The sequence below is a fragment of the Micromonospora sp. NPDC023956 genome, from assembly GCF_040639195.1.
Lineage (GTDB): Bacteria > Actinomycetota > Actinomycetes > Mycobacteriales > Micromonosporaceae > Micromonospora.
Map to the genome: position 1 here is coordinate 57,555 of NZ_JBEZZN010000021.1, position 23,294 is coordinate 80,848.

The window sequence follows — 23,294 nt, forward strand, 5'->3', positions numbered from 1 at the left end:
GATCCGTCGCCGGCCGGCTCAGCCGCTCTTGACGGCCTGGAGCGTGTACGTGAGGGGGAGCCGCTCCGGCCGCGTGGTGAGCCGCCACTCCCCGTCGTCGCCGAGCGTCATCCGGCCGGGCAGCGCCTCCCAGGGCGCACTGTCGTGCTCGGCGAAACCGGTCACCTGGAGGCCGGCGGCGATCACCGCGCCGATCAGTTCGCCGATGCCGTGGTTCCACTCGTGGGTCACGTTGTGGGTGAAGGTGGCATCCGTCGCCACGTAGGTGCCGCCCTCGTCCCAGACGGACGGCTCGGCCGTCTCGAAGTACGGGTACTCCAGGGCGAGCACCCCGTCGGTGCGCCGGTCGTCGACCGCCCAGAGCATCGGGTGCCCTTCCCGGATGAAGAGCCGCCCGCCCGGCCTGAGCAGGCGTCCCACCACCTCGGCCCAGCGGGCGACGCTGGGCAGCCAGCACAGCGCGCCGATCCCGGTGAAGACCAGGTCGTAACCGCCCGCGTCGAGCACGTCCGCCGCGTCGTAGACGTCGGCCTCCACGAAGTCGACGTCGACGTGCGCGCTGGCGGCGAGCCGGCGGGCCTGGGCGAGCGCGGGCCCGGAGAAGTCGAGCCCGGTCATCCTCGCCCCGAGCCGGGCCAGTGAGACGGTGTCGGTGCCGATGTGGCACTGGAGGTGCACGCCGCGCAGCCCGGCGACGTCGCCGAGGCAGGGCAGGTCGAACCGGACGACCGAACTGAGGAAGCCCGGGTCGGCGGCGAACCGGTCGACGGCGTAGTCGGGGGAGGCGGCGTGGGCGGCGGCGCGCTCGTCCCAGTTGGCCCGGTTGACGGTGCGGTAGTCGAGCATGGGGTGGACGCTGACACACGCCGGCCCCGTCCCGCCACCGACTTCCCTAGCGGCCGGCGGCACCGGTGCCCAGCGGGAAGCGGCGCAGCAGGGTGAAGGCGTCGGCGGTGGTCTCCGTGTACCGCACCTCCCGGATCCGGACCTCCGCCGCCAGCCGTCGGCCGGCGAGGGCGGCGAGGCACTCCGGGCCCCGTGCCGAGGTGCGTGGGTGGACCACCGTGAGGTGGGCCGGCACGTCGAGGGGCGTCATCGGCTCAGCCAGGAGGCGTCGTCTCAGGTCGGCCCAGCCGCCGTCCACGTCCTCGACCGCGACGAAGACCCCGCCCCCTCCGCCGTCCTCGGCGACGACCGCGCCGAGCCGCAGCCGGAACGGTGGCACCGTGCCGAGCCGGCGCCGCGCCCGGCGCAACAGGAGTTCCTCGTCGACGGTCTCCTCGGGGTAGGTGACGGTGACGTGTGCCGGCACGAGCCGGGCCATCACCGGATCCCACCTGCGCCGCCACTGCTCGACCTGGTCGATCGCCGGCCCCGTCGGGAGCACCGCCAGATGTCGTCGCACCGTGGCAGCGTAGACCGCCCCCGGCGCTCCCGGCCGGCGCGCTGCCGCGGCCGGAACAGCTCGGCGACGTGTCCATCATGCATAGATGGACAATCATAAATGTGATCGGTACCGTCCCCCTAACCTGATCGATTTCATCGACGTCAATGGGAGTCCCCGTGTCCTGGAGAACCATCCGAGGTCCGGTCCGGGCGGCCGTGCTGTCCGCCGTCGTCCTCCTCACCGCCGCTCCGGTGGCCGCCTCCGCCGCCCCGACCGCCGCCGCCCCGACCGCCGCCGCCCCGACCGTCGACGTCACCACTGCGGTGACCGCCCGGCTCCTCGGCCAGTCGGCCGTCACCGCCGACCCGCACCTGCGCACGGCCGACGCGGACGACACCCGGGTCACCGTCACCCGGCGCGACGGCCGGAACTGGGCGTTCGGCACCGCCGTCGTCGTCGCGCCGCACGAGGAGGACGCCTACCCGAAGGGCTCCGTCTTCGTCGCCCACCGGGACCGCTCCGGCTGGCAGGTCGCCTTCGACGGCGAGGCCGCCTTCGCCGACCTCGCCGAGGCCGCCCCGTCCACCGTCGTCACGGCCCGGGAGAAGGAGGTGTTCGCTTCGCCGTCGCCGGGCACGATGCTCGCCGGTGGTGACATGCGCACCGGCATGCGCCTGCCGTACGGCATCGGCCAGACCTGGTCGTACTCCGGCGGGCCGCACGGGTGGGGCGGCAGCGAGTCGCCGTGGAGCGCCATCGACCTGGCCGGCGGCGACCAGCGGGTGCTCGCCGCGCGGGGCGGCACCGCGTACACCATGTGCCGGGGCTGGATCCGGGTCATCCACGACCGGGGCTACTCCACCGACTACTACCACCTGTGGAACAGCATCAACGTCAACGGCGCGGGCGTCGGCGAGGGCGCGTACCTGGGCGACACCGGCACCGACGTCACCTGCGGCGGCGCCGCCTACGGCCGGCACGTGCACTTCGGCCTGCGGCAGAACAGCGCGTACGTGCAGATCCACGACCACGCCATCGGCAAGTGGGTGCTGATGCGCGGCGGTGCCACGTACCAGGGGTACGCCCTGCACGGGTCGGCGCGGGTCAACGTCGGCGGCGGCCTGTACAACTACGGCGTGCTCGGCTTCAACCAGGCCATCGTCGACGCCAACGGCGGCGGCGCGGTGAACAAGCGCACCGGTCCCGGCACCGGCCACGGGGTCGCCGGTTCGGTCGGCGACGGCGTGACGGTGACCGTCTCCTGCTCGGCCAACGGCACCACGCACACCGGCCGGTACGGCGCCACCGCGCTGTGGAACCGGCTCAGTGACGGGACCTGGATCAGCGACGCCTACGTGTGGAGCGGCGTGAACGGCCCGATCAACGGCTGGTGCTGAGGCCGCCGCCCGCGCGCCGGGCGGCTGCTGACCCGAGTACCCGGGCGACTTCTGCCCGGTCGACCGGTTCGAGGTGATCCGGCGTCCGCTGGCGGGTGGACATGAGCACCCCTACTCATCCGCCCGCCAGCGGCGTTCGGCAAGCTCGACGCATGACCGACCCCACGTCACCCCTCGACCCGCCCCGGGGGCGGGTGGGCATCACCGCGGTCGGTGCCAGCCTGCCGGACCAGGTCGTGCCCACCGCCGAACTCCAGCGCCGGATCGCCGAGGCCAGCGGCCTGCCCCTGCCGGCCGGGTTGCTGGCCCGGATGACCGGGATCACCTCCCGCCGGATCGCCGGGGACGACGAGTACGCCTCCACCCTCGCCGTCCGCGCCGCCCGGCAGGCGCTCGCCGCCGCCGGTCGTGCGCCGGAGGAGGTGGACCTGCTGGTCTTCGCCTCCGCCAGCCGGGACATGGTCGAGCCGGCCACCGCCCACATCGTGCAGGCCGAACTGGGCGGCCACGCCCACGCGCTGGACGTCACCAACGCCTGCAACAGCTTCCTCAACGGCATCGACCTGGCCCGCTCCAGCATCCTCGCGGGCCGCGCCCGTCGGGCCCTGGTGGTGACCGGGGAGACCCCGACCCGGGCGATGCGGACCCGGATCACCGACCTCGACGAGGCCCGTCGCGCCTTCGCCGGCTACACCTTCGGCGACGCGGGCGCGGCCGTGCTGGTGGAGCCGGTGGACCGGGGCGGGATCCTCGACGTGGACACCGAGACCTGGTCGGAGCACTGGACGGTGGGCGGCATCCCCGGCGGCGGCTCCCGGCACCCGCGGGGCGACGAGCACACCTACTTCGCCGGCGACGGGCGGAGCCTGCGGGACGTCTTCGAGAAGATCGGTCCGGACATCCTGCACCGGGTCCGGCACCGCACCGGCCTGGACTGGGCCGACTACGCGCGGGTGCTGGTGCACCAGGTGACCCTGCCGTACCTCGACCGGTTCGTCGAGGTGACCGGCGTGCCGAAGGACAAGCTGGAGGTCACCGTCGCCGAGTTGGGCAACCTGGCCAGCGCCACGCTCGGCGTCCAACTCGCCCGGGTCGAGCCCGGACTGCGCACCGGGGAGCGGGTGCTGTTCGTCGGCCTCGGTGGCGGCGTGAGCCTGATGACGATGGTGTGGGAGAAGTCGTGACCACGCTCTGGGTGGTGGTGCCCGCCTACAACGAGGCCACCCGGATCGGCGCCACGCTGGACGCGCTGGCCGGGCAGACCGACCGGGACTTCACCCTGCTCGTGGTGGACAACGCCTCCACCGACGGCACCGCCGACGTGGTCCGCCGATTCGCGGCCCGGTCGCCCGTGCCGATCCGGCTGCTCGACGAACGGCAGAAGGGCGTCGGGGCGGCCGTCGACACCGGCTTCCGGTACGCCATCGCGCACGGGGCCACCCTGCTGGCCCGGACCGACGCCGACTGCCTGCCCCGGCCGGGCTGGGTGGCCGCCGCCCGCCGCGCGCTGACCGCCGGGGCGGCCATGGCGTGCGGCCGGATCGAGGCCCGCCGCGACGAGCACGGCCCGGTCGGCCGGGCCGGGTTCCGCTGCGTGGTCACCGTCGCCGCCACCTTCGGCCGGCTGCGCCCCGCCCACCGGGGTTCCGGCTACCGGGCCCCGTACCGGATGCACGCGGGCAACAACATGGCCATCACCGCGGCGACCTACCTCGCCGTCGGCGGAATGCCCCGCCGCCCGTCCCCGACCGACCGGGAGTTCCTCAACCGGGTCCGCCGGGTCACCGACGCCATCGTCCACGAGCGGACGATGGTGGTGGAGAACTCGACCCGGCGGCTGCGCGCGTACGGACTGCTGCGCACCGCGGCCTGGTACCTGGACCGGGGCAGCGGGCAGCTCTCGCCGGACCCGCGCTGACCCGTCACCTGCGTCCCACCGGGAGAACCCGTGCTCGACGAACTGGCCGCCGCCCTCCGCCGCCGTCCGGACGCCCCGGCGGTGCTCACCACCACGGCCTCCGGTCGACCCCGGGTCCGGGCCACCCGGGGCGACCTGGCCGACCTCGCCGACGGGTACGCCGTCGCCCTGCACCACCACGGACTGGCCGCCGGGGACACCCTCGGGGTGGCGGTGCGCCCCGGTCCCCGGTCGCTGGCGGTCCTGCTGGCCGCGCACCGGCTCGGGCTGCGGGTGGCGGTGCTCGACCCCTCCGCCGGGCCGGAGGTGCTCACCGCGCGGCTGGCCCTGGCCCGCCCCGCCCTGATCGTCGCCGACGCCGCCGCCCAGGCGGTCGCCGGCTGGGCCCGGCCGCTGGCCGACCGCGCCCGGCTGGCCCTGCCCCGGTTGGCCGACCTGGGCCCGGTCCGCACCGTCGGGCGGCGGCTGCCCGGCTGTGCCGCGTCCCTGCGCCCCCGTTCCGGACCGGCTCCCGCGTACGGCGACCACGACGGTGACGCGGTGATCATCTTCACCTCCGGCACCACCAGCCGGCCCCGGGCGGTGGTGCACCGCCGATCCGGCCTGGACGCCGGCATGCGCGCGGTCGCCGACCTGGTCCGGCCCCGGCCGGACCAGCCGGTGCTCGGCGGCACCTTCTTCGTGCTGGTGCCCGCCCTGGCCAGCGGCGCCCCGGTCGCGCTGCCGGCGCGCTCACCCCGGCGGCTGGCCCGACAACTGGCCCGGTTGCGTCCGCAGGCCAGCTACCTCACCCCGCCGCAGCTGCGGGCCCTGCTGGCCGAGGGGCCCCGGCTCAGCGGCCGGTTCTACAGCGGCTCCGCCCCGGTGAGCGCCACCCTGCTCGACCGGATCCGGCGGGCCGGCGCGGAACAGGCCTGGGGGGTGTACGCGCTGACCGAACTCTTCCCGGCCGCCGCCGTGGAAGCGGCCGAGAAGGGCGCCTTCACCGGTGCCGGCGATCTCGTCGGCTCGCCGCTGCCGGGTGTTCGGACCCGGATCGGGACGGACGGGCGGCTGCTGCTCGCGGGCCCGGGGCAGGCGCACCGCTACCTCGGCGAGCCGCCGGCGGACTGGGTCGACACCGGCGACGTCGCGCGGTACGACGGCGACCGTCTCGTCCTGGCCGGCCGGAGCAAGGACATGATCCTGCGCCGGGCGGTCAACATCTACCCCGGGCTGTACGAGCCGGCGCTGCACGTCTCCGGGGTGAACCTGGCGGTGCTGGTCGGCGTGCCGGTCGGCGACGGTGACGAGCGGCTGGTCGCCGTGGTCGAGCCCGAACCGGGCGTCGACCCGGACACGCTGCGCCGCTGCCTCGACCCGGTGCTGGCCCGGATGGGCGCCGCCCGTCCCGACACGCTGGTCGTGGCGACGGTGCCGACCTCCGGGCGGTCCCGCAAGCCGGACCGGGCCGCCGCAGCCGCCCTGGCCGCCGCCCGCACGGGTTACCCCGAGCCGGCCGGGCGGCGGTAGCGTCGTGGCTGACCCGACCGCCCCCGCCGATCGGCGGCACCCCGGGCCGGACCGGGGACGACGCCGGGACCGCCGGGTCTACCTGCGTCGCTACCCCGTGCTGTTCACCCTGCTCGCCGCCACCCGCCGGTGGCCGGCGCTGCGGCTCGGCCGGACCGTGGTGGTGCACGATCCGGGCGGCTACCTCGAGGCGTTGACCCGCATCCCACTGGACCGGCTGGCCAGCGGCACCGTCGGCGGTACCGCCCGTCGGCTCGGCACCGACGGTCTCCTCTTCGACCAGGAGGGGGTCGGGCACCGACACGCCCGCCGGACGCTCGCCGACGGGCTCGGCCCGGCCGGCGTCGCCGAACTCCGTCCGGTCTGGACGGCGGTGCTGCGCCAGCGCCTGACCGCGCTGGGTGACGACGCGGCGGTGGACCTGGTGCCGGTGGTCGCCGAACTGGCCGGCGCGACCACGGCGGCCCTGCTCGGGGTGGACGTCGACCCGCTCGCCCTGGCCGACGCGGCCCGCCGCGCCGCCGCCACGGCCGCGGCCGAGCAGTTGCCCGGCCCGCGCCGGCCCGGTCGCGCCCGCGCCGCCCGACGGGCCGTCACCGACCTGGCCGACCTGCTCGGCCTGCCCCCGCAGCGGGCCGCACTGGCCGGCATGCTCGCCGTCGCGGCGGTGAACACCACCGTGGCCGGCATCCCCCGGGCCGTCGCCTGGTGCGCCGACGACCGGCTCTGGGACGCCGCCGCCGACCCCGGCACCCGCGACGTGCTCGTCGACGAACTGCTGCGGGTCACCGCGCCGAGTCCGCTGCTGCCCCGGGTGGCCGCCGGGGCCGGCACGGCGGCCGGCTGCCCGGTCCGGCCCGGGGACCGGTTGCTGCTGGTCGCCCGGCACGCCGCCGGGGCACACCGGTCCGGGCCGGACTGTGCCGCGCCCGCACCGACCCGGACCGCGCGGCTGGTCTTCGGGGCGGGCGCGCACTCCTGCCCGGGTGCCCGGCTGGCTCGGGCGCAGCTCGCCGACGTCCTCACCGCCCTGGCGCCGTACCGCCCGGTGGTGGTGTCGGCCCGCGCGGACGGGCGGGCCGCGCTGCCCGGCTGGGCCCGCCTGGTGGTCAGGGGTGGCGGGTGACCCTGGCGGGCGTGCGGGTGGCGGTCACCGGGGCGAGCGGGTTCTGCGGCTCCGCCGTGGCCCGCGCCGCCGCCGCGGCCGGCGCCCGGGTGTGCTGCCTCGGCCGGCGGCCGGGGCCGGTCGGCCGGCACGTGCCGTGGGACGCCGCCCACCAGACCCCCGACCTCGCCGGTGCCGACCTGGTGATCCACCTCGCCGCGGCGGTCGGCGACCCGGCGCCGGGTCCGGCGGCCGAGCGCGCCTACCGGGCGGTCAACGTCGACGGCACCGCCCGGCTGGTCGACGCCGTCGGCGACCGCCCGCTGGTCTGGGTGAGCAGCGCCAGCGTCTACCGGCCCGGGGGAGCGGGGCCGCTCGGTGAGGACCACCCGGTCGACGGTCAGCTGACCGCGTACGGGCGTACCAAGGCCGCCGGGGAACGGCTCGCCCTGGCGGCCGGGGCGGTGGTGCTGCGTCCCCGGGCGGTCTACGGTCCGGGGGACCCGCACCTGCTGCCCCGGCTGCTCGCCGCCCGCCGGGGGCGGTGGCTGCCGGTGCCCGGCCCGGACGTGCGACTGAGCCTCACCGCGGTGGAGAACCTGGCCGAGGCCTGCCTGGCCGCGTCCACCTGGCCGGCCGGGGCGTACAACATCGCCGACGAACGGCCGTACTCGCGCGACGCGGTGCTGCGCGGAGTGCTCGCGGCGACCGGCAGCCCGGCGCGGTTGGCCCGGCTGCCGGTGGGCGTGGCGACCGCCGCGGCGACCGTGTCGACCACCGTGGCCCGGCTGACCCGCCGACCGCCGGTGCTGACCCGCTACGCGGTCGACCAGCTCGCCCGGGGGGTGGTCCTCGACATCGGTCGGGCCCGCGCCCGTGGCTACCGGCCGCGCCGGACCTTCGACGACTTTCTGGGTCACCTCGGCGGGTGACGCCGGCCCGCCCAGGGGCCGGGGTCCGGAAGAAAATTGAACTTCTTTTGGGAGCGCTCCGACGGACAGCTCGCCGAAGTTACCGACGGGTTCCTCTTCAACCGTGCTGACCTGCGCAGATGTTGTTAATCGCCACCAAACATCTGACAGGCCACTGTCGGCGCTGAAGCCGTGAAGAGTCGCTAGTCCGGCCAACCGTCACGCTTGCGACGGTTGTCAGACGTGTGAATACTTCGACGCATCCCGATCGGCTGAGCCTCACCAGCCGAAAAGGTTGACCGGGGCTGCCCGTTCGGTGGCCCACCCTCGTACATGGAGGTAAGCACATGCGTCTCTCCGGGTCCCCGCTGCGCCACGTCACCGCCACCGCGGTGGCCGGCGTGCTGGTCATCGGCTCCTTGACCAGCGCACCCGCTCAGGCCGCACCCGAGACAGCCGCCTCCCCCGACCAGGCCACCGCGCTCGCCGCCGCACTCGGCGACCGGTCCGCCGGGACATACGCCGGCGCTGACGGCGCCATGGTGGTCACCGTGACCGACGACGCCGCCGCGAAGAAGGTCCGTGCGGCCGGCGCCACCCCCAAGCTGGTGACCCGGGGCGCCGACGAACTGAAGCGGGCCACCGCGGAACTGGACCGCTCGGCGCGGATCCCCGGCACCGCGTGGTGGACCGACCCGGCGACCAACCAGGTGGTCGTCTCCGTCGACAGCACGGTCACCGGCGCGAAGCTCAAGCGCGTCGAGGCGGTCGCCGCCCGGCTCGGTGGCACGGTCCGCGTCGAGCGCGAGTCCGGCGTGCTGAGCACCCGTGCCGCCGGTGGCGAGGCCATCTACGCCGAGGGCGGCGGACGCTGCTCGCTCGGCTTCAACGTCCGCAGCGGCGACACCCACTACTTCCTCACCGCCGGGCACTGCACCGACATCACCGGCAACTGGTACGCCGACTCCGGCCAGAGCGCCCTGCTCGGTACCGGCGGGACGGGCAGCTTCCCGGGTGACGACTACGGCATCGTGCGACACAGCGACGCGTCGGCCGCCGACGGCAGCGTCTACCTCTACAACGGCAGCACCCGGGACGTCACCGGCGCCGCGGACGCCTACGTCGGTCAGTCCGTGGAGCGGTCCGGCAGCACCACCGGCCTGCACAACGGCACGGTCGAGGCGGTCAACGCCACGGTGAACTACGCCGAGGGTTCGGTCTCCGGCCTGATCCGTACCACCGTCTGCGCCGAGCCGGGTGACAGCGGCGGCGCGCTGGTCAGCGGCTCCACCGCGCTCGGCCTGACCTCGGGCGGCAGCGGGAACTGCTCCTCCGGCGGCACCACCTACTTCCAGCCGGTCACCGAGGCGCTGAGCGTCTACGGCGTCGAGATCATCTGACCGTTCTCGCTCCCCCCCGACAGCGGTGGTCGCCACGCCCGTGGCGACCACCGCTGTCGGCTGTCCGGACGACGCCGGCGAGCGCCGGCCAGGGACGCCGGCCGTACCGGTGGTCCCGACGGTGGGCGTCGTCACACGGCCACCGCACCCGTGAGTAGACTCCGCGTCGCGACCGGACGACGGTGCGTCAGTGCGCGAAGCGGTGCCGGGCGCGGTGAGCGAATGGGGGTGGCCACCAAGTGAGCACTCTGCCGGCCGTCGCGGCCGACGTCGCCTCCGTCGCCCTGACGATGCGCACCGTCGACGGCCGCTGCCTCTGGTCCAATCCCGCCGCCCGTCGGCTGGGGGTACGGGTCGACGACCTGCCGCTGACCGGGATCGGACCGGACGGCGCCCCGGTCGAGGTGTCCTGCCCGCAGCCGGACGGCGGCGCCCGTTGGCTGGAGGTGCGCTGTCAGCGGGTCGACCACGACGGTCAGCTCCTGCACCTGTACGAGCTGCGCGACGTCAGCGCCGAACGCCGGGAGCGCGAGGCGGGCCGCAACTACCGCTGGCGGCTGGCCCACATCGAGCAGCTCGCCAAGGTGGGCACCTGGGAGTGGGACATCGCCACCGACTCGGTCGTCTGGTCCGATGTGCTGTTGCAGATGTTCGGCTATCCGCCCGGCACCGAACTGGACTACCCGTCGTACCGGCAGCTGCTCCACCCCGAGGACGTCGGCCTGGTCGAGCGGACCCTCGAACGGGCCCTGGGCGCCGGCGGGCCGTTCGCGTACACCCACCGGATGTACCTGGCCGACCGCAGCACCCTGCGGGTCTTCGAGTGCTACGGCGAGGTCTTCACCGACACCGCCGGCGCTCCGCTCCGGGTGCTCGGCACCGCGCACGACATCACCGAGATGCGGCGGGTCCAGGACGAGCTGACCCGGCTGGCCGAGCGGGATCCGCTGACCGACCTGCCCAACCGGCGGGCCCTGCTCGCCCGCCTGGACGACCTGCTCGCCCGGGGCGGTGGTCCGCCCGGTGCGCTGCTGCTGATCGACATCGACAACTTCAAGGACATCAACGACGTGCACGGGCACGCCGTCGGCGACGACGTGCTGCGGGTGCTCGCCCGGCTGCTCGTGCGCCACCTGCCCACCGGCACGGTGCTGGGTCGCCTCGGTGGCGACGAGTTCGCCGTCGTCCTGCCGGTGACCACGGCCGGCGACGCCCTCGCCGTCGCCGAGACGCTCTGCGACGTGGCCGCGCGGACGCCGGTACCGCTGGCCGGCGCGGGCCTGCGGGTCACCCTGAGCATCGGGGCCGCCCCGCTGGAGGCCGGCGACACCCGGGACGCGGTGCTCGCCCACGCCGACCTCGCGCTCTACGAGGCGAAGAACGCCGGCCGGAACCGGGCCCGGCTCTACCTGCCCGAGCACTACCGGCACGCGGTGCAGCGGGTCAGCGTGGTGACCCGGGCCCGCGACGCGCTCCGCGAGCACCGGATGCACCTCGACGCGCAACCGATCGTCGACCTGCTCACCGGTGAGGTGGTCAGTCACGAGCTGCTCATCCGCCTGCGGGACGGCCGGCAGCCACCGCTGGCCCCCGGCGACTTCCTGCCGACGGTGGAGCGGGACGACCTGATCGGCGAACTCGACCGGTGGGTGGTGACCACCGCCACCGCGGCGCTGGCCGACCCCGCCGCCTCCGCCGCGGGGCTGCGCTTCGACGTGAACATCTCCGCCCGGTCGATGGAGTCGCCCGGCTTCGGCGACTGGGTGGTGGAGCGGCTGCGGACGGTCGGGGTCGACGCCGACCGGCTGGGCCTGGAGGTGACCGAGACCGCGGCGATCACCAACGTCGCCGCGGTCCGCAGCCTCGCCGGCACCCTGCGCGACGCCGGCTGCCGGCTGAGCCTGGACGACTTCGGGGCCGGCTTCGGTTCCTTCGCCTACCTCAAGCACCTGCCGTTCAGCACCGTCAAGATCGCCGGTGACTTCGTCCGGCACGCCGACCGGGGCGGCGCCGACCCGGTGCTCATCGACGCCGTGGTGCGGGCCGCGCACGGGCTGGGCATGCGGACGGTCGCCGAGTCGGTGGAGCACGCCGGGCTGGTGCCGGCGCTGCGTCAGCTCGGGGTCGACTCCGGGCAGGGCTTCCACCTGGGTCGTCCGGTTCCGCTGGACCTCCTGCTCGACCGGGTCCGTGCCGAACGGCGTACCGCCACCACCGCCGACGCCGTGGTACGACAACCCGACCACTGACCACGCCGACTGATCGGGAGATCCAGGTGAGCGCACCCACCACCCCGGCGGTACCGGACCGTGTCGAACTCGTCACCACCGACGTCGCCGCCGTCCGCCCCTTCTACGCCGACCTGCTCGGTTGGACGTACACCGACACCACCGCGCTGCTCGACGGCGTACCCGTCGCCGACCTGCGCGCCGGCGTCGCGCCGGCCCGCTGGTGGACGGTCTTCGCCGCCGAGGACGCCGGGGCCGTCCGGGCCACGGCGGCCGGCGCCGGAGCCCGGCTGCGCGGCGACGACGTGCACGATCCCCTCGGCGGTTGCTTCCGGGTCCGCTCCGGGGTGACCGCCGTGGCCCCGGGGCCCGGCCGACCCTGCTGGTACGAGTACATGACGCTCGCCCCCGGCGATGCCGACCGGTTCCACACCGACGCCCTGGGGCTGCGCGCGACCCCGCCGCCCGGCGTGCCGGACGACTCCTACGTCCTGCTCACCGCCGACGGCCGGCCGGTCGCCGGCCGCCTGGCGCTGCCCGCGCCGCTGGCCGACGTGCTGCCCACCGGCTGGATGGTCTACTTCGCGGTGACCGATCCGGACGCCGTCGCCGAACGGGCTCCCCGGTTGGGCGGACGACTCCTGGTGCCACCCCGGGACGTGCCGACCGGGCGGGTGGCCGCGCTCGCCGACCCGAGCGGCGCGGTGTTCACCGTCCTTCGCCCGGCTGTCCGGGAGGGACACCGGTGACCGGTGGACGCCTCCGGCGCGGTAGCCCGCCGTGCCGGCGAAGGCCCGGGGGAGCGGTCACCGGGTGAGCTGAAGGTGCCGGCTGATCATCGCGTTGACCTGCGCCGGCACCTCCAACTGCACGAAGTGCCCCGAGCCGACGGTCTGCCCGATGTCGGCGCGGGGAGCCAGTTCGGCCAGGCGGGCGTAGTCGGCGAACGGGGCGTTGCTGCCGACGAAGAGCAGGGGCCGGTCCCAGCGGGCCAGCGCCGCGACGTCACCCTCCGCGCGCAGGAACGTGGCCAGTCCGGCGATCGGTTCGTGGGCGACCTCGGTGCTGGGCGTGGCCATCGCGGTGACCACCCACTCGACCAGCCGGGGGTCCGAGCGGGGCAGGAAGTACGAGCGGACGATCGACTCGCGGACCGCCCCGGAGGTGTCGTCGCGCAGCGACCGGGCGGTCTGCTCGACCGCGTCGGCGGCGCCGGGAGGACCGGCCACGGCCGAGTCGAGCAGGACGAGACCGGTGAAGCGGTCCCGGTCCCCGGCGACGGTGGCGAGGGACCAGACTCCGCCCAGGCTGTGCCCGACCACCACGACGTCGCGCAGGTCGAGGGCGACGGCCAGGGCGCGGAGCCGTCCGGCCAGGTGTTCCACGGCGTACCCGTCGGGGGGTGGAGGGCTCTCGCCGTGCCCCGGCATGTCGACGGCGATCACCCGCGCGTGGCGGGTGGTGAGGTGCCGGGCGACCGGCTCCATGAACTCGTGGTTGCCGCACCAGCCGTGCACGAGCAGGAAGGTGCCCCGGTGGCCGTGCCCGTACGTCCGGTACCGGATTCCGGCGGCGGTGTGTCGGTCCGACATGGGCCCTCCCGAGGTCGTGGCCGGTGTCCGGACGGGCTCTCCCGATCGGGGCGGGGCACCGGTCTGTCGTTCCCACTGAAGCGCGCTCGCGGTGGCGCTCCGTAGCGTACGCTCGATTATCTGCCGATACTTCCGTTTTGTGTTGTATGGCGGAAGGGGTGGTGGTGGGTGTCGACGGGGTCCGCGGCGTTCGACCGGATCGACCGGTTCTTCGCTGGTCTGGCGGAGTCCGCGCCCGGCCGGCTGCCGCCCGCGCCGCACGGCAGCATCCGGTTCGACGTCGTCGACGTCGACGGGGAGGCCACGGTCTGGTTCGCGCACGTGCGGGCCGGGCAGGTCCGGGTGGACCGCGCCGGCGGCCGGGTCGACTGTGTGGTGGAGATCCGGCCCGAGATGTTCGTCCGCCTGCTCGACGGCAAGGACCACGTGGTGGCCATGCTGTTGCGGGGCGTCCTGTCGGTCGAGGGTGACCTGTCGCTGCTCCTGACCTTCCGGTGTCTGCTGCCGCCCGGGACCGCCGACAGCGCCAACCCCGACCCGGTGCACGGGTCACCCAGCGGCACCAACCGGGCGGGTGTCGGGCTTCCCGAGTCCACCAACGTCTTCTCCGGCGACCTGTTCATGACCAGTGACCACCACGGTGACGTCGACCCGAACCCGAACAGTCCGCTCGGCCTCTTCTTCTTCGACACCCGCTTCCTGTCGACCTGGCGGGTCACGGTCAACGGGGAGCGGCTGTCGGTGCTGTCGGTCGACGACATCGGCACCGCCGAGGCCCGGTTCGCGCTGGTGCCCGGCCAGCCGACGCACTACGTCAACGCGACCACGTCGGTCCTGCGCCACCGCAGTGTCGGGCAGGCCTACGAGGAGGAGATCACCCTCATCAACTTCGCGCCGGAGCCGCTGCGGTACGTGGTCCGACTCGAGGTCGGCGCGGACTTCGCCGAGGTGCAGGAGATCCGGGAACGTCTCTGCCGGAACCGCCCGGTGGTCGCCACCATCGACGAGCGCACGCTGCGGCTGCACTACCGGCGGCAGACGCTGCACCGGGAGACGGTGATCTCCACCAGTCAGCCGGCCGACCTGGACGAACACGGTCTGAGCTACACCGTCACCGTCGTGCCGCACGGCACCTGGTCGACCCGGCTGCGGGTGTTGACCCTCGTCCGGGACCTGCAGCACCGGGACCTGCGTGAGCGTCTCGAGGGTGCGGTCAGCCCCTCACGCGCCGAGACGGCCCGCGAGATCGACGCCATCGTCGCCGGCGTTCCCCGGTTACGGACCGACCACCAGCCCCTCGCCGACGCCTTCGCACGGAGCGTCCGCGACCTCGCCGCCCTGCACTACCAGGGACTCAACTACCGGGATCAGCTACCCGCGACCGGCCTGCCCTGGTCGATGGCGCTGCTCGGCCGGGAGAACCTGATCAGCGCCTTCCAGGTGCTGCCCTTCATGCCGCACCGGGCGGTCGCCACCCTGCGGATCCTGGCGTTGAGCCAGGGGGTGCGCCACGACCCCTTCCGTGGCGAGCAGCCCGGCAAGATCCTCCAGGAGAGCCGGTACGGCGAGTCCGCCGCCTTCAACGACGCTCCCGACGCCGCGGCCTTCACCGCCGCAGACACCACCCCGCTCTTCGTCATCCTGCTCGACGAGTACGAACGCTGGACCGGCGACGCGGAGGCGGTCCGCGGGTACGAGTTCCACGTCCGCGCTGCCCTGGACTGGCTGGACCGGTACGCCGACCCGGTCGGGATGGGCTACGTCTGGTCCGCCTGTCGACAGACCCGGACCGGGCAGTCCAACGAGAGTTGGCGCGCCTCGGTGCAGGGCATCTGCTTCCGCGACGGACGGCCCGCCACGTTCCCCCAGGCGATCTGCGAGTTCCAGGGGTACGCCTACGACGCCAAGCGGCGGGGGGCCCGGCTGGCCCGGCTGTTCTGGAACGACCCGCAGTGGGCGGATCGCCTGGACCGGGAGGCCGACGACCTGCGGGAACGGTTCGACCGGGACTTCTGGATCCCCGAGCGTGAGTACTACGCGCTCGCCCTGCAGGCCGACGGGACACGGGTCGACGCGCTGGCGTCGAACCTCGGGCACCTGCTGTTCAGCGGTATCGTCCCGCCGGAGCGCGCCGGCCACCTGGTGCGGCACCTGCTCGGTCCGGCCCTCTACTCGGGTTGGGGGGTGCGCACCCTCGGCGCCACCGAGTCGGAGTTCAACCCGCTCGGCCACCACACCGGCGCGGTGTGGCCGGCGGACAACTCGCTGATCGTCTGGGGGTTGCGCCGCTACGGTTTCAAGCGGGAGGCCGGCCGCATCGCCCGCGACCTGCTGGACGCGTCGCGGTACTTCGGCGGCCGGCTGCCCGCCCTCTTCGCCGGGTACGACCGGGAACGCACCCGGGTGCCGGTACCGCACCGGTTCGCCGACAGCCCGTACGCCCCATCGGCCGGGGCGACCCTGCTGTTGTTGCGGGCGCTGCTCGGCCTCGAACCGTACGAGGACCACCTGGCGGTCGACGCCGCCCTGCCGGAGGAGCTCGGCCAGATCGAACTGCTGGACATCCAGGGCCGGTGGGGTTACGCCGACGCGTTCGGCCGGGGGCGTCCCTTCGCCAGCCCCCGTACGCCCTGACCTGCGTCTGCGACGCGCTCCCGCGGCGCCGGCCCTCGGTGGACCATCCATCTCGGACAGTGGCTGCCCGGGTAGGCTGCCGATTGACAAAGTTTGGATTCCAAACTTAATCTGCGCGGGACGTGGACGTGGCCGACGTGGGCGGCGGGCGTCCCGGTCGTACCCCCACCGAAGCACCTCCCGTCCCGGTAAGGAGCGTCATGACCGGTATTCGCGGCACCCTACGACGAACACGATGGCGGATCGGCGCGGCGGCCGGTGCGGTCACCGCCCTGGCCCTCGGTTTCGCCCTGGCGGGGACCGGCCCCGCCCAGGCCGCCGCCGGCTGCCAGGTGACCTACGCCGTCGGCGGTCAGTGGCAGGGCGGCTTCAGCGCCAACGTCACCATCAAGAACCTCGGTGAGGCGATCAGCGGCTGGCGCCTGACCTGGACCTTCCCCTCCGGACAGCGGGTGACGCAGGCGTGGAACGCCACCGTCACCGCCTCAGGGGCGGACGTCACCGCCACGGACGTCGGCTACAACGCCGCCGTCCCCACCAACGCCACCGTCTCCTTCGGCTTCAACGGATCCCTGTCCGGCGGCAACACCGCGCCGACGGCGTTCGCGCTCAACGGCGTGACCTGCACCGGCGCCACCACCCCGCCGACCACCCCACCGCCGACCACCCCGCCCCCCACCACCCCGCCGCCGGCCACCGACGCGATGGCCGCCGTCGCCGCCATGCAGCCCGGCTGGAATCTCGGCAACTCCCTCGACTCGGTCGGCGCGGACGAGACCGCCTGGGGCAATCCCCGGATCACCCCCGAACTGCTCGACAACGTCCGGGCCCAGGGCTTCCGGAGCATCCGCATCCCGGTCACCTGGAGCGCCCACCTGGGCGGCGCACCGAACCACACCATCGCCACCGCCTACCTGAACCGGGTCAAGGAGGTGGTCGACTGGGCGCTCGCCGACGGCTTCTACGTGATGATCAACATCCATCACGACTCCTGGCAGTGGATCAACACCATGCCCGGTGACCGCGCCGGTGTGCTGAACAAGTACAACGCGGTCTGGACCCAGCTGGCGACCGCCTTCCGCACCTCCTCGCCGAAGCTGGTCTTCGAGAGCGTCAACGAACCGCAGTTCACCGGCAGCTCCGGCGACGCCCAGAACGCCGCGCTGCTGCACGAGCTGAACACCTCGTTCCACCGCATCGTCCGGGCCTCCGGGGGCAACAACACCTCCCGGCTGCTGGTGCTGCCCACCCTGCACACCTCGTCCGAGCAGGCCCGCCTCGACGAGCTGGCCACGACGTTCGACGCCCTGGACGACCCGTATCTGATCGCCACGGTGCACTTCTACGGATACTGGCCGTTCAGCGTGAACGTCGCCGGTGGCACCCGGTTCGACGCCGCGGTGCAGAAGGACCTGACCGATTCCTTCGACCGGGTGCACGACACCTTCGTCGCCCGGGGCATCCCGGTGGTCATCGGCGAGTACGGCCTGCTCGGCTTCGACCGGCACACCGGCACCATCCAGCAGGGCGAGAAGCTCAAGTTCTTCGAGTTCCTCGGCCACTACGCCCGGTCCAAGCGGCTGACCACCATGCTCTGGGACAACGGTCAGCACTTCCACCGGACCGGCTTCACCTGGCAGGACCCGGAGCTGTTCGGGCAGATCCGGTCGAGCTGGACCACCCGCTCCGGCACCGCCTCCGCCGACCAGGTGTTCACCGCGCGGGCCGGCGCGATCACCGCCAAGTCGCTCACCCTCAACCTGAACGGCACGTCCTTCGTCGGGCTCCGCCAGGGCTCCACCGAGCTGGTCCGGGGCACCGACTACACGGTCAGCGGTGACCAGCTCACCCTCACCGCCGCCGCGCTCACCCGGTTGCACGGCACCCGGGCGTACGGGGTGAACGCCACCCTGCACGCCCGCTTCTCCGCCGGGGTGCCGTGGCGGATCAACGTGGTCACCTACGACCGGCCGGTGCTCTCCAGCGCCACCGGCACGACGGGCGCGTTCGCCCTGCCCACCCAGTTCCGGGGCGACCAACTCGCCACGATGGAGGCGAAGTACGCCGACGGCAGCAACGCCGGCCCGCACAACTGGACGTCGTACAAGGAGTTCGACGTCACCTTCGCCCCCGACTACGCCGGGAACCGGATCGTCCTGAAGCCGGAGTTCTTCGCCGAGGTGAACGACGGCGCACCGGTCACCCTGACCTTCCACTTCTGGAGCGGGGAGCGGGTGACCTACCGGGTCACGAAGTCCGGCGGCAGCGTCACCGGCACCACCGCCTGACCCACGTACGCCGTGGTCCGGCCGGGCAGCCCGGCCGGACCACGGGCGCGCGTCGGCGGAGCCGGGCGAGGGTGGTGTGTCGGCGCGCGACGCCGTCCATCCCCTGTGGACCGGCCTGACCGGCCGGTCGCCAATGGCCGGTATCGTGGCAGGACAGTCCGGCGGCCGGGAGGGCCCATGACACCCACGCAGGTCTCCATCCAGACCGGGATGACGGCGACCCAGCGGGTGGTGCGCAAGCTCTGCAAGTGGCTCTTCTTCGGACTGCTCCTGGGCCTGCTCCCCGTCATCAGTCAGGCCGGGGTGCTGTGGCTGCAGGGCAGCACCTCCGAGGCGGCCGACGTCTTCGGTGACGGTGAGCTCTTCTTCCTGGCCATCGGACTGGCCACGGCAGCCGTCGGTGACCTCGTGTTCGACCGGAGACTGAACGGGCACGTGGACATCGCCCACGGCCTCGCCATCGCCTTTGCGCTGATCATCATCACGCTGGCGGCAGTCGGTTACGGAGCTGCCAAGACCGCGGACAGCAGAGCCTCCGCTACGGCCGCCGCCCCGGCTGCGTCGCCGGAGGTCGACGCCCTGCCGAAGGGGATCGGCAGCCCGCCCGACGAGGTGCGCGGCCCGATCGGAGACGCGCCCGCCTCGGTGCCGGGGCACCTCGGCGCCGTAGACACCGACCGGGTCGGGGCGCCCGAGGGGTCGACGCGAGCGCAGCCCGCCGTCCCGACCGAGACGGCGGAGGACCGCCGGAGTCGCATCACCAACGTCTCCGCGCTGGTGCTGCTCTTCGCCATCGTGGCCAGTGTGGCCAACGTGATCCTCTCCGAGAGGTGGTGACGGTGTTCGAGGAACTGCTCGTCGGCGTGACCGCGCTGACGGCTCTCGGCGCGGTCGCGAACACCGTCGCGGCCTGGGTCCGGAGCCGTCACCAGCCCGACGGCAGACGCACCGTCGAGGTGACGATCCACGGCAAGACGCTGCGCCTCGAGGGCAACGACGAGGCCGAGATCGCGAGGTTCGTGCAGGCGTTCGTCAAGCTTCAGGAGACCGAGCGTCAGGAGACCGAGCGGGCGTCGGACCGCGAGGAGGACGGCGGGAGGCCGGCGTGACCAGCCGCGGCGCCGGCTTCGTCGCCGCACGCCGGTACCGGGAGGGCGCTCCCGTCCTCCCCGCGCGGCGGGAACCCCACGACCGACGCCTCGCCGGGGCGGGGCGTCGGCCGGGGGCCTGAGGGAGCCGGGTGCTCAGTGGGTCAGCACCGGACGATCGTGGAGTTGGACAGGGTGACGTTGCTGATGGTCAGGTTGTCGGCGCAGGGATTCTCGGTGATCCGGCTGTTGACCAGGGTGAAGTTCCGCAGCGTGATGTCCCGGTTGCCGGGGAACTCGCTGCGCTCGGCGAGCCGGATCTCACCGCCGCCGCTGATCGTGCCGCCGCCCGCCGCGATGTTCACGCCGTAGCAGTTCTCGATCAGGATCGCGTTGTTCCCGGTGTTGGCGATGTCCACCCGGTCGATGGTCGCGCCGCCGGACTCGGAGACGCAGAAGACGCCCCGGCCGCCGCCCCGGGCCCGGACCGTGCCGACCCGGATGTTGGTGGGGTAGCTGCTGCCGACCCGGCCGTTGCGGTTGGCCATCCGGAACGCCGCGTACCCGGTGCCGGCGCCGGCGTTCTCCGCGTCCACGGTGGTGACCGTGGCGTTGATCGTCTGGTTGAGCAGCAGGCCGGACTCGCCGACGTTGCGGGCGGTGACGGTGCCGACGGTCAGGCCGTCCACGCCGTACGTCTCGACCGCGTGCGAGCTGGCACCGGAGACGAAGACGTTGTCGATGCGGATGTTGCGGCTCCACTGGCTGGTGTCGCCCCGGTTGTCGATCCGGACGCCGAGACCGGCGGAGAGCCGCATGTCGATCTGGCCGAGGATCACGTCGGTGACGTTGCGCATGAAGATGCCGTACAGCGGGGCGCCGGTGACCGTGAGGTGCTGGACCTCGACCTGGGTGGTGCCGCGCGAGTAGATCGGCGCCTGGTCGCCGGAGCCCGAGCCGGTGACGTTGATGGTGCCGCAGACGTCGATCGTGGTGTAGCTGGGCAGCGAGATCCGCGAGCCGGCGCTGATCGACCCGGACCCCCGGACGACCACGCGCTGCTTGCTGGTCCGTCCGGCACTGAGGCTGTTGACCGCGGCCTGTACGGCGGCGCGCATGTCGCTGCCGGTGTAGACGGTGCTGCTGCCGTTGCGGGCGGTCCAGGTGCTGCCGCTGAGCACCGCCTCGGCCTGGAACGAGCCGCTGCCGCAGCCGCTGCCCGAGCCGAGCGTGATCATCTGCCACTGCTGGTTCCAGCCGCCGAGATCCTGGTACTGCGAGATCATCGCGCCGTCGGCGGTGGACCACTCCCAGACGTCGAGCGCCTTACCGGAGTGCCGGTTGACGAACCGCACGTGCCCGCCGTCGGAGTCGGCGAGGCGGAAGTGCTGTCGGGTGTTGCCGCTGACCGCCGGGTTCTGCACGAGCGGCACGCCGTCGTCGGCGCTGGGCAGTTCGAGCACCTTGCCGCTGTGCGCCGAGCGGATCTGGTAGTAACCGCTGCCGACGTCGACGAAGCGCCACTGCTGGACGGCGAGGTCGTTGCGGGCGTACTGGTTGACCGGCGCGCCGTCGGCGGTGGACCACCCGTACAGGTCCATGGCCTTGCCGCTGTTCCGGTTGACGAACACGTAGGTGGCGCCGGTGTCGACGGTCGTCGCCGACGCGGCGGGCGCGATGACGGCCGCGTCGACGCCGACGAGGGCGAGGACGGCGCTGGCCGCGATGGCGAACCGCCAGCGCCGTGGGCGCCGGGGTGTGGTGGTGGTTGGTGCCATGAAGGCTCCTCGGTGGGGGTGGTGGCGGGAGGGCCCACCGGCCGCGCCAACGTGGCCGGCAAGCGCTTTCCTATTGCCGCAAAGGTATCTTTACCCATCAATGCGGTCAAGGAATCAGCTCAGCAGGAAGGCGGTGCGGTCGCCGGCCGCCGGCCCGACCGTCAGCCTCCCCTGTTCGTGCCGGAGGTGGGCCCCGGCGTCCCCGGCCAGTTGCAGCGAGACGGCACCGTCGCTGCGGGGCACCCGACGGAAGCTCGCCCGGCCGGTGGGGTCGCCGCCGCCCGGCACCGGCTCGATGCGGACCACGCCGTCGGTGACGCGGACGTAGTGGTCCGGGAAGTTCACCGACCGGAGGGACTCGGTGCCGCCACCGGCGAGGCCGGGGACGAACCGGAACTGGGAGTCGGCCAGCTCCCGCACGTCGCCGTCGACCCGGAGCACGTACCCGTAGTGCCGGACGAACGACCGGCGGGCGTCGGCGGGGGAGAGCCGGACGATCGGCCCGCCCGTGCCGACCGGTACCCCGAACAGTGGAGTGCCGTCCGGGTGCCAGTACAGCCGCTGGACCCGGGTGTGCCGGTTGGGGTCGTAGAGCGGGTCGCCGGTGATGTCCCGGTAGTCCCGGGCGTGGTAGACGAGGACGTCGGTCACGCCGTCCTCGGCGACGGTGAACGAGTTGTGCCCCGGCCCGTAGCGCCGGGTCCGCTCGTTGGTGACGAAGACCGGGTCCGGGGTCTTCTGCCACGACCGCTGGTCGAGCAGGTTGGCGTTGGCGTCGGCGGTCAGCAGGCCCATGCAGTAGCGGGCGTCCGTCGCGCTCGCCGAGAAGGTCATGAAGACCCGACCGTTCCGGACGAGCACCGCCGCGCCCTCGTTGACCGCGAAACCCTGGCGCTCCCAACTCAGGGTGGGGGTGGCGATCCGCACCGGCCGGGTCCGGATCGACCAGGGGGTGTCCATCTCCGCGATGTACAGGCTGGAGTTCACCGCGATCCCCGGCTCGCTCTGCGCCCAGACCAGGTAGCGGCGGCCCTGGTGCGCGAAGGTCGTGGCGTCCAGCGAGAAGCTGTCCCACTCGGTGGTGAGCTGGCCGCGCAGTCGCCAGCCGGCCGGGTCCCTCGGGTCGGCCAGGGCGGACTCCAGCACGTACATCCGGATCCGGAAGACGTCGTCGGAGTCGCCGGCGGCGAAGTAGACGTACCACCGGCCGTCGATCCGGTGCAGCTCCGGGGCCCAGATGTGCCCGCCCATCCGTCCGCTGGCCGGTCGCCGCCAGACGACCGTCTCGGTGGCGTTGGCGAGCCCGGCGAGGGTGGTCGCGCCCCGCACCACGATCCGGTCGTACTCCGGGACCGAGCCGGTGAAGTAGTACGTCCCGTTCACCCGCGGGGTGACGAAGGGGTCGGCCCGCCGCACGATCAGTGGATCGACCGTGGTGACGCCGTAGACCTCCTGGTCGGACCGGAGGGGAGCCGGTCCCGGCTGGGCGTGCGCAGCGGCGGGGAGCCCGCCGGCGAAGCCGGTGGCGGCCACGCCGAGGCCACCGCGCAGCAGGGTTCGTCGGGTCAGGTCATGTCTCATCGTGCCACCTCGCCGGTCGAGTGGACAGCTCTGATGTTATCGCTAACATCGCCGAGTATCGCTAGCTCGACCACATCGGTCAATGGGTGTGGAGGCGGCCGAGGTCCCTCCCCGTGCGGGAAGGGGCCCCCGTGATGTCCTCTCGGGGGCATGTGGTGCAGGGTTCGCCGGCAAGGTGCGGATGTCGGGTTCGGCCCCGGCCGTCCGGTGCGGCGGCCCCCGGCGCGGGGTGCCGCGGCGTTGTACATGGCTGGCGCACCCGCCAGGGCCGAGCCCCGGGTCCGTCCCCCATACTTCCCCGCCCGGGAATCGGGTCGGGGTCGGGGGTGTTGGACCGGGCTCACCCCCCAGGCAGCACTGACCCGCCCCCGGGCCGGGCTGCCGCCTCGGAATGCGGGTCGGGCCGGTGGCGTTGGAGATGGCTCACCCCCGAGCACCGCCGCCCCGCCCCCCGAGGGTCGGGTGGACCGCGTGC

17 protein-coding genes and 1 pseudogene are annotated in these 23,294 nt (G+C 73.7%); 13 read left to right on the top strand and 5 right to left on the bottom strand.

Translation table 11 applies throughout. From position 1 onward, the window contains the following. Positions 1-18: 18 nt before the first annotated feature. Together AB0F58_RS27750 and AB0F58_RS27755 are read right to left on the bottom strand one after the other, a co-directional pair. Positions 19-846 carry a class I SAM-dependent methyltransferase gene (locus AB0F58_RS27750; RefSeq protein WP_357149032.1) on the bottom strand — a complete coding sequence of 276 codons (828 nt, stop codon included), beginning with the start codon at positions 844-846 and terminating at the stop codon, positions 19-21. 46 nt (positions 847-892) lie between these two features. Continuing rightward, positions 893-1,405, bottom strand: a complete 513-nt coding sequence (locus tag AB0F58_RS27755) for a 2'-5' RNA ligase family protein (protein ID WP_357149035.1) — start codon at positions 1,403-1,405, stop codon at positions 893-895. A 158-nt stretch (positions 1,406-1,563) separates the two neighbouring features. On the opposite strand from AB0F58_RS27755, the gene AB0F58_RS27760 reads away from it, so the two are divergent. The 9 genes from AB0F58_RS27760 (at position 1,564) to AB0F58_RS27800 (ending at position 12,607) form a co-directional block, all read left to right on the top strand. Then, the gene (locus AB0F58_RS27760; protein ID WP_357149038.1) at positions 1,564-2,784 is read left to right on the top strand and encodes a peptidase M23; all 1,221 of its coding nucleotides are present in this window, start codon (positions 1,564-1,566) and stop codon (positions 2,782-2,784) included. Positions 2,785-2,936: 152 nt separating this feature from the next. Beyond that, positions 2,937-3,968, top strand: coding sequence for a 3-oxoacyl-[acyl-carrier-protein] synthase III C-terminal domain-containing protein (locus AB0F58_RS27765; RefSeq protein WP_357149040.1), 1,032 nt, complete (start codon positions 2,937-2,939; stop codon positions 3,966-3,968). Further along, positions 3,965-4,702 (top strand): glycosyltransferase family A protein, encoded by a 738-nt coding sequence (locus AB0F58_RS27770; RefSeq protein ID WP_357149043.1) that lies wholly within the window; start codon positions 3,965-3,967, stop codon positions 4,700-4,702. Before AB0F58_RS27765 ends, AB0F58_RS27770 begins: the two co-directional genes overlap by 4 nt. 30 nt (positions 4,703-4,732) lie before the next feature. Beyond that, a complete protein-coding gene (locus AB0F58_RS27775) occupies positions 4,733-6,214 on the top strand; it encodes a class I adenylate-forming enzyme family protein (protein WP_357149046.1) in 1,482 nt (493 codons plus the stop codon). A gap of 4 nt (positions 6,215-6,218) precedes the next feature. Beyond that, the gene (locus AB0F58_RS27780; protein ID WP_357149049.1) at positions 6,219-7,340 is read left to right on the top strand and encodes a cytochrome P450; all 1,122 of its coding nucleotides are present in this window, start codon (positions 6,219-6,221) and stop codon (positions 7,338-7,340) included. Further along, a complete protein-coding gene (locus AB0F58_RS27785; protein WP_357149052.1) occupies positions 7,337-8,251 on the top strand; it encodes an NAD-dependent epimerase/dehydratase family protein in 915 nt (304 codons plus the stop codon). The genes AB0F58_RS27780 and AB0F58_RS27785 overlap by 4 nt, the downstream gene beginning before the upstream one ends. Before the next feature lie 326 nt (positions 8,252-8,577). Then, the gene (locus AB0F58_RS27790; RefSeq protein ID WP_357149055.1) at positions 8,578-9,630 is read left to right on the top strand and encodes a S1 family peptidase; all 1,053 of its coding nucleotides are present in this window, start codon (positions 8,578-8,580) and stop codon (positions 9,628-9,630) included. Positions 9,631-9,869: 239 nt separating this feature from the next. Further along, positions 9,870-11,879, top strand: coding sequence for an EAL domain-containing protein (locus tag AB0F58_RS27795; RefSeq protein WP_357149058.1), 2,010 nt, complete (start codon positions 9,870-9,872; stop codon positions 11,877-11,879). A gap of 26 nt (positions 11,880-11,905) precedes the next feature. After that, positions 11,906-12,607 (top strand): VOC family protein, encoded by a 702-nt coding sequence (locus AB0F58_RS27800; protein ID WP_357149061.1) that lies wholly within the window; start codon positions 11,906-11,908, stop codon positions 12,605-12,607. A gap of 57 nt (positions 12,608-12,664) precedes the next feature. Here the strand turns inward: AB0F58_RS27800 and AB0F58_RS27805 are convergent, their stop codons facing one another. After that, a complete protein-coding gene (locus tag AB0F58_RS27805) occupies positions 12,665-13,450 on the bottom strand; it encodes an alpha/beta fold hydrolase (protein ID WP_357149064.1) in 786 nt (261 codons plus the stop codon). Positions 13,451-13,618: 168 nt separating this feature from the next. Here AB0F58_RS27805 and AB0F58_RS27810 point away from each other — a divergent pair, with 168 nt between their 5' ends. From AB0F58_RS27810 to AB0F58_RS27825, 4 genes and pseudogenes are all read left to right on the top strand, one after another. After that, the gene (locus AB0F58_RS27810; protein ID WP_357149067.1) at positions 13,619-16,084 is read left to right on the top strand and encodes a glycogen debranching N-terminal domain-containing protein; all 2,466 of its coding nucleotides are present in this window, start codon (positions 13,619-13,621) and stop codon (positions 16,082-16,084) included. 200 nt (positions 16,085-16,284) lie between these two features. Then, a complete protein-coding gene (locus AB0F58_RS27815; RefSeq protein ID WP_357149070.1) occupies positions 16,285-18,372 on the top strand; it encodes a cellulase family glycosylhydrolase in 2,088 nt (695 codons plus the stop codon). A gap of 177 nt (positions 18,373-18,549) precedes the next feature. Then, positions 18,550-19,209, top strand: coding sequence for a hypothetical protein (locus AB0F58_RS27820; RefSeq protein WP_357149073.1), 660 nt, complete (start codon positions 18,550-18,552; stop codon positions 19,207-19,209). After that, a pseudogene (locus tag AB0F58_RS27825) lies at positions 19,188-19,481 on the top strand (hypothetical protein); the annotation flags it as partial. The gene AB0F58_RS27820 and the pseudogene AB0F58_RS27825, both read left to right, overlap by 22 nt. Positions 19,482-19,624: 143 nt before the next feature. Here the strand turns inward: AB0F58_RS27825 and AB0F58_RS27830 are convergent. Together AB0F58_RS27830 and AB0F58_RS27835 are read right to left on the bottom strand one after the other, a co-directional pair. Further along, positions 19,625-21,238, bottom strand: a complete 1,614-nt coding sequence (locus tag AB0F58_RS27830) for an RICIN domain-containing protein (protein WP_357149076.1) — start codon at positions 21,236-21,238, stop codon at positions 19,625-19,627. Between the two features lie 114 nt (positions 21,239-21,352). Beyond that, positions 21,353-22,819, bottom strand: coding sequence for a family 43 glycosylhydrolase (locus AB0F58_RS27835; RefSeq protein ID WP_357149079.1), 1,467 nt, complete (start codon positions 22,817-22,819; stop codon positions 21,353-21,355). Positions 22,820-23,294: the final 475 nt, after the last annotated feature.